Raw genomic sequence first — 6,378 nt, 5'->3', positions numbered from 1 at the left:
GCTCGCGCCCCGCATCCGGTGGGACAGCGAAAAGCCACGATTGAGTTCAAGGATGCGGCCGAAGGCGAGCGGCTGCTCCCCGACGCGAACGCCGCTGCGAACCTCGTCGACCTCCACATGCGTGCCGAACCAGTCGTCCGGCTGCCAATGCTCCCGGCGCAATATGGCGTCGGCGCCCGTGCCCGACACGCGGCAGATCCAGGTGCCGTGCAGCCAGTTGAGCGGCGTCGGCAGCCGCCAGTCGTCCTGGGCGGCCAGCGCGGCCGCGAGGATCAGAACCGATACGGTCATGCCATCCCTCCCTCGCGGCTCATCCTTCCCCGGCCAGGCTTAACCCGGGATGATCAGTCAGGCGTGCGCGCCACCACCGGCGCCCTTTGCGCGCGCCAGAGCCAGAGGCCGCCCAGGACGATCAGCCCCGCGCCGCCCAGGGTGGCGAGGTCGGGCGCCTCGCCGAACAGGCTCCAGCCGATCCCGACCGCGACGAGGAGCTGCACATAGGTCATCGGCGCCACGACCTGCGCCGAGGCCCGAGTCACCGCCGCGTAGATCAGGGTGTGGCCTAGCGTCGCGAAGAAAGCGACGGCGAGGCACTTGAGCACGACCTCCGCGCTCGGCATCGGGATCTGGAAGGGCGGCCCGCCGAACAGGTCGAGCAGCCCCGCCGCCGCGACCAGCAAGGGCGCCGCCACCGCCGCCAATAGGAACTGCATCACCGCCACCGGCGCGTCGCCCGCCGCCTTGCGGTTCAGCATCATCAGCCAGGACATGCCGAAGGCGGCGCCGAGCGGATAGAGCGCGACAACGCCGAGCTCGGTGACGTTCGGCCTCAGCACGACCAGCACCCCGGCGAAGGCGAGCAGGGTGGCGAGCATGGTCGCCCGCGTCGTCCGCTCCTTCAGCACGAAGGGCGAGAGCAAGGCGGTGATGATCGGGCTGGCGAAAACGATCGCGGTGGCGTCGGCGAGCGGCATCGCCATCACCCCCATGAAGAAGCAGATCGTGGCGAAGGCGACGGCGAGCCCGCGCCCGAATTGCAGCCCTGGCCGCGGCAGCACGAACCCGGCCCGCCCGTGCCGCCAGGCGACGAACACAGCCAGCCCGACCGCCCCGAACGTGTAGCGCAGCGCCGAAACCGCCGTCCCCGGCCAGTCCCCTGCCATCGACTTCACCACCGCGTCGCCGACCGAGAGCGAGAAGAAGCCGGCCAGCGCGATCAACAGAGCATGGCGGATTGCAGCGGGCGTCACCCCATCGTCATTGCGAGGAGCGCAGCGACGAAGCAATCCAGTTTCGGCGCTGGCTGATCCGCTGGATTGCTTTCCCCAGCATCCGCCGGGGTCGCAATGACGGGTTGTCCTCCGCACGCGCGGTTAGGCAATTGTCAAAGTTTCCAACTTATTCACCAGCGCAAATCCGGTGGAACAAGAGAGAGGCGGTTTTCGATCATGAGTGCTTTTGGTCGACGCGGCGGCGTGGGAAGCAATGGCGGGCGCCAGTTCGGCGTCGCCCAGCCGATGAAGGGCCCCGCGCCCGCGGCGCCGCGCTCGCCGGGGCAGGACGCCGAGGGCGGCAGCCAGTTCCCGCCGATCGAATCGCTCCCCACCGAGGAGGAGGCGCCCGCCGCGGCGTCGCGCGGCGGTGGCGGCGACGCCATGGCCCGCCTCGCCGACCGTCAGGCGCAGTCGGGCGACCAGGCCAATTCGCGCAACAACGAGGGCTTCGAGGCCTCGATCCACCGCATCAAGGAGCAGGTCCTCCCCCGCCTGCTCGAGCGCGTCGATCCGGAGGCCGCCGCCACCCTTTCCAAGGACGAGCTGGCCGAGGAGTTCCGCCCGATCATCGGCGAGGTGCTCGCCGAGCTCAAGATCAACCTCAACCGCCGCGAGCAGTTCGCGCTGGAGAAGGTGTTGGTCGACGAATTGCTCGGCCTCGGGCCGCTCGAGGAGCTGCTCAACGATCCCGACATCTCCGACATCATGGTCAACGGCCCGGACCAGACCTTCGTCGAGAAGAAGGGCAAGCTGGAGATCGCCTCGATCCAGTTCCGCGACGAGGAGCATCTCCTCCAGATCGCCCAGCGCATCGTCAACAAGGTCGGCCGCCGCGTCGACCAGACCACGCCCCTCGCCGACGCCCGCCTGCAGGACGGCAGCCGCGTCAACGTCATCATCCCGCCGCTCTCGCTTCGCGGCACCGCCCTCTCGATCCGCAAATTCTCCGAAAAGCCGATCACCGTCGACATGATGCGCACCTTCGGCTCGATGTCGGAGAAGATGGCGACGGTGCTCAAGATCGCCGGCGCCAGCCGCATGAACGTCATCATCTCGGGCGGCACCGGCTCGGGCAAGACGACGATGCTCAACGCGCTCTCGAAGCTGATCGACCCCGGCGAGCGCGTCATCACGATCGAGGACGCGGCCGAGCTTCGCCTGCAGCAGCCGCACTGGCTGCCGCTCGAGACCCGCCCGCCCAATCTCGAGGGCCAGGGCGCGATCACCATTCGCGACCTCGTCATCAACGCCCTTCGTATGCGCCCGGACCGCATCATCCTCGGCGAGATTCGTGGCAGCGAGTGCTTCGACCTCCTCGCCGCGATGAACACCGGCCACGACGGCTCGATGGCGACCTTGCACTCCAACTCCCCGCGCGAATGCCTCGCGCGTATGGAGAACATGGTGATGATGAGCGACATCAAGGTGCCGAAGGAAGCGATCTCGCGCCAGATCGCGGATTCGGTCGACCTCATCGTCCAGGTCAAGCGCCTCCGCGACGGCTCGCGCCGCTGCACCAACATCACCGAGGTGATCGGGATGGAAGGCGACGTCATCGTGACCCAGGAGCTGTTCAAGTTCGAATATCTGGACGAGACGCCCGACGGCAAGATCCTCGGCGAATTTCGCTGCATGGGCCTCAGGCCCTACACGCTCGAAAAAGCGAAGATGTTCGGCTTCGACCAGCCCTATCTGGAGGCCTGCTTGTAGCGCCGAGCGCAGCCGCCGGGATTGCGCAGCAATCCCAAGCTGCGCGAAGAGCCGCGAAAAGCCGGCCAGCCTGCGAGGGAGCGGCAACGCCGCGATCTCGACAGGACTGACGGCACGAATCGTGGGAGGACATCGGCCACTACCAGAAGATCGTCAAAATCCTCTCCGAGACCGACCGCATCATGAAGGAGATCGAGCTGCCGCTTGAAACCAACGGCTAAGCTGATCTCAATCGTCCCTCCGCGTCTCCGCGCGAAAATAATCGAACCAAATGGGCTTTAAAAATAGGATTTCATCTGTCATCCTTGGCCCATGCGAGTCGTTTTAGCCTGTCCTGAGCCTGTCGAAGGGCCTTCCCCGCCATTCCGCCGCCAGGCCCGCTCGGCGCGCCGCGTCGCCATTTTCGGGACGGTGGGACCCCCCTTGAACCGTGTGACATTCGTGCCGTTCGTGACATTCGTGCCGGTCGCGCGGCGCCGCGCCGGGGCGGCAAGCGGGATGCGCCTTATGGCAGGTGTCAATCTGTCAACCGCGACGCCCTTCGGCGTCGCGCCCCGGACGCTTGATCCGGGGTCTATATGCGACATCGCGCCCCGGACGCTTGATCCGGGCTCCGGATGCGGCTTCCGGCAACCCTCAACATCCTCAACTTTTTTGCTCTTAGGGACCTGAAACTTTGAAACTTCCGGCGCAATCCGTTCAGCTTCGCGGCGAACTGTCTGAACAGGTCACGCCGCTAGCCGCGCAGCGCCAGGGCCGCCAGCAGCAGCCCGGCGAACAGCGCGGCGACCTGGAGGCCGCGCCAGGGCATCCAGCCCCAATCGTCGATCCGGCTGCGATTGGCCCGGCGCCAGTCGGCGACGCCCGCGAGGACCACCAGCGCCGCCGCCACGCCGGTCGCGGTCCAGAGCATCGTCTCGCTCGTCACGCCTTGCCTCCCGCGTCCCGCTCCGCCATTGCGAGCGGGTATCAAATAGGGAGAGAATGATGATCCGCCAGAGCCTCGCCTTCGCCCTCGCCCTCGCGCTCACCGCCGGTGGCGGCGCCGTGCTCGCCCAGCACGACCAGCACAAGGCCGGCCAACACCATCCGGACGTCGGCGCCCACCAACCCTGGCACGGCGCGCTCCACGCGGCTGTGGACGCCTCCACCCGCACCCCCGCCAACGCCGCACGCGATCGCTATCGTCACCCGTTCGAGACGCTCGCCTTCTTCGGCGTCGAGCCCGATGACACGGTCGTCGAGATCTGGCCCGGCGGGGGCTGGTACACCGAAATCCTCGCGCCCTATCTCCGCGCCGGCGGCGGCACCTATTATGCCGCGGCGATGGGGGCCAATGGCCATAACGGTGTCCGCCGCCTGATGACCGCCAATGCCGAGCTTTACGGCAACGCGCGTCTCGCAACCTTCCCCGCTTTCGAGGCGACCGACACCCGCGTGCCGGACGGGACGGCCGACGTCGTCCTCACCTTCCGCAACGTCCACAACTGGCGGATGGGATCGGGCCGCGACAATCAGGACTACAGCGCCGAGGCGTTCCGGCAGATGTTCGCGATGCTCCGCCCGGGCGGCACGCTCGGCGTCGTCGATCATCGCCTGCCCGAGAGCGCCGACGCCGAGCGCGAGCGGACCAGCGGCTATATCAAGGTCTCGACCGTGCGGCGGATGGCCGAGGCCGCCGGCTTCCGCTTCGTCGGCGCATCCGAGGTCAACGCCAATCCGCAGGACAGCGCGGACTGGCCCAACGGCGTCTGGACGCTGCCGCCAGCGCTCCGCCACGGCGACGAGGAGCGCTACCGCGCGATCGGCGAAAGCGACCGCATGACGCTGCGCTTCGTGAGGCCGGAATGACAAATTCCTCCCCGAGATTTTTCGGGGAGGGGGGCCGCGCGCAGCGCGGTGGAGGGGCTAAGTGCTGAGCTTGTCGAGCTTCTTCTGCAGCTCGGCGAGTTGGGCCTTGAGCTCGTCCAGCTCGGCACGGTTGTCGCCGCTCCCGTTGGCGCCGGTCGCCCCGCCGGCCCGCCCCGTGGCGGCGGCGGTGAACAGCTCCATGTTGCGCCGCGCCATTTCGGCGAAGGGGTTGGCGACGAGCGCGCCGGTCATCGCGTCGCGCAGCTGGCTCTGGTTGCGCTGGAGTTGCTCGAGGCTCGCCTCCAGATATTGCGGCACCACCGATTCGATCTGCTCGCCGTACATGCCGATCAGCTGGCGCAGGAAATTGACCGGCAGCATCGTCGATCCCCGCGCCTCCTCGTCCATGATGATCTGGGTCAGGATCTGGCGCGTGATGTCGTCGCCGCTCTTCGCGTCGACCACCTTGAAGTCGCGCTTCTGGCGGACCATCTGCGCCAGCCGCTCGAGCGTGATGTAGGTCGAGCTTTCGGTATCGTAGAGCCGCCGGTTCGCATATTTCTTGATGATGACCACATCGTCGCCGGACCCGGACGCTGCCATGAATGCTTCCCCTGATGCTGGTGAGAGCGCTCTAGCACCGAAGATTGCCGCGCTGCAACATAGGCCCCGGCCGCTCCCGCTGTTTCTCTCTTTGCTGCAAGCCGAGACCGCGGCAAATCCGGTCCGGCTGAAGCGGGCGCTGGCGGGCCTGCGCAAATATCAGGAGGCCGAGCGCCCACCCCTCCCCGCGCCGATGCCTGCGATCGCCGAAGCCGAGGGCGCGGTGCTGCGCGACTATGGCGGCGCAGGGCCGCCGGTGCTGTTCGTGCCCTCGCTGATCAACCCGCCGACCGTGCTCGACTTGAGCGAGGAGCGCTCTCTGCTGCGCTGGCTCGCCCGCCGGGGCCGCCGCGTGCTCTTGCTCGACTGGGGCTGGCCCGACGAAGCGCGCAAGTCGCTGTCGGTCGCCGGTCACATCGAGCGCATCCTGCTGCCGCTGATGGAGCGCCTCGGCGAGCCGGTCGATCTGGTCGGCTATTGCCTCGGCGGCACGATGGCGCTCGCCGCCGCGCAACTCGGCCCGGCGCGCAGCGTCGCCACCATCGCCGCCCCCTGGCATTTCGACGGCTATCCGCCGGCCGAGCGGGAGAAGTTGGCGGATCTCTGGCGCGCGAATCGGCCGCTGACCGAGCGCCTCGGCCTGCTGCCGATGGAGGCGCTGCAAAGCGCCTTCTGGAATCTCGATCCGACCCGCACCGTCGCCAAGTTCGAAGCCTTCGCCGATCTCGCCGGCGAAGCCGCGCGCACCTTCGTCACGCTCGAGGACTGGGCCAATGACGGACCTCCGGTCGGCGGCGCCGCCGCCCGCGAGCTGTTCGAGGACTTCTTCCGGGACGACTTGCCCGGCTCCGGCCGGTGGCATGTGGCCGGCGAGGCGATCCACCCCGAGCGCCTCGCCATCCCGCTCCTCAACATCGCCTCGACCACCGACCGGATCGTC

7 protein-coding genes are annotated in these 6,378 nt (G+C 68.0%); 3 read left to right on the top strand and 4 right to left on the bottom strand.

Features of this window, described 5'->3' with window-relative positions:
* Nucleotides 1-291, bottom strand: a 291-nt coding sequence (locus ACT4N8_RS02485) for a hypothetical protein (protein ID WP_444856556.1), incomplete at its 3' end; no start/stop codon positions are given.
* A 53-nt stretch (nucleotides 292-344) separates the two neighbouring features.
* Nucleotides 345-1,250 carry a DMT family transporter gene (locus ACT4N8_RS02480; protein ID WP_444856555.1) on the bottom strand — a complete coding sequence of 302 codons (906 nt, stop codon included), beginning with the start codon at nucleotides 1,248-1,250 and terminating at the stop codon, nucleotides 345-347.
* Nucleotides 1,251-1,448: 198 nt separating this feature from the next.
* Between ACT4N8_RS02480 and ACT4N8_RS02475 the strand changes: the two genes are divergently transcribed.
* Nucleotides 1,449-2,984: an ATPase, T2SS/T4P/T4SS family gene (locus ACT4N8_RS02475; RefSeq protein WP_444856554.1), complete on the top strand. Its 1,536-nt coding sequence runs from the start codon at nucleotides 1,449-1,451 to the stop codon at nucleotides 2,982-2,984.
* 736 nt (nucleotides 2,985-3,720) lie between these two features.
* Here ACT4N8_RS02475 and ACT4N8_RS02470 read toward each other — a convergent pair.
* A complete protein-coding gene (locus ACT4N8_RS02470) occupies nucleotides 3,721-3,912 on the bottom strand; it encodes a hypothetical protein (RefSeq protein WP_444856553.1) in 192 nt (63 codons plus the stop codon).
* Between the two features lie 59 nt (nucleotides 3,913-3,971).
* On the opposite strand from ACT4N8_RS02470, the gene ACT4N8_RS02465 reads away from it, so the two are divergent.
* Complete coding sequence (locus ACT4N8_RS02465; protein ID WP_444856552.1) at nucleotides 3,972-4,835, top strand: class I SAM-dependent methyltransferase; 864 nt, start codon at nucleotides 3,972-3,974, stop codon at nucleotides 4,833-4,835.
* Between the two features lie 57 nt (nucleotides 4,836-4,892).
* Here the strand turns inward: ACT4N8_RS02465 and phaR are convergent, their stop codons facing one another.
* A complete protein-coding gene (gene phaR, locus ACT4N8_RS02460; RefSeq protein ID WP_444856551.1) occupies nucleotides 4,893-5,438 on the bottom strand; it encodes a polyhydroxyalkanoate synthesis repressor PhaR in 546 nt (181 codons plus the stop codon).
* A 91-nt stretch (nucleotides 5,439-5,529) separates the two neighbouring features.
* Between phaR and ACT4N8_RS02455 the strand changes: the two genes are divergently transcribed.
* Nucleotides 5,530-6,378 (top strand): alpha/beta fold hydrolase (locus tag ACT4N8_RS02455; RefSeq protein ID WP_444856550.1); only part of this gene is annotated, 849 nt, incomplete at its 3' end.

Origin of the sequence: Sphingosinicella sp. (assembly GCF_052387495.1) — a bacterium.
Classification (GTDB): domain Bacteria; phylum Pseudomonadota; class Alphaproteobacteria; order Sphingomonadales; family Sphingomonadaceae; genus Allosphingosinicella.
This window is presented reverse-complemented; position numbering and strand designations above follow the sequence as displayed.

What these genes read in the sequence shown, in the direction of transcription:
- ACT4N8_RS02465 (WP_444856552.1), top strand. Translation starts at nt 3,972, where the DNA reads ATGATCCGCCAGAGCCTCGCCTTCGCCCTCGCCCTCGCGCTCACCGCC.
- ACT4N8_RS02475 (WP_444856554.1), top strand. Translation starts at nt 1,449, where the DNA reads ATGAGTGCTTTTGGTCGACGCGGCGGCGTGGGAAGCAATGGCGGGCGC.
- phaR (WP_444856551.1), bottom strand. Translation starts at nt 5,438, where the DNA reads ATGGCAGCGTCCGGGTCCGGCGACGATGTGGTCATCATCAAGAAATAT.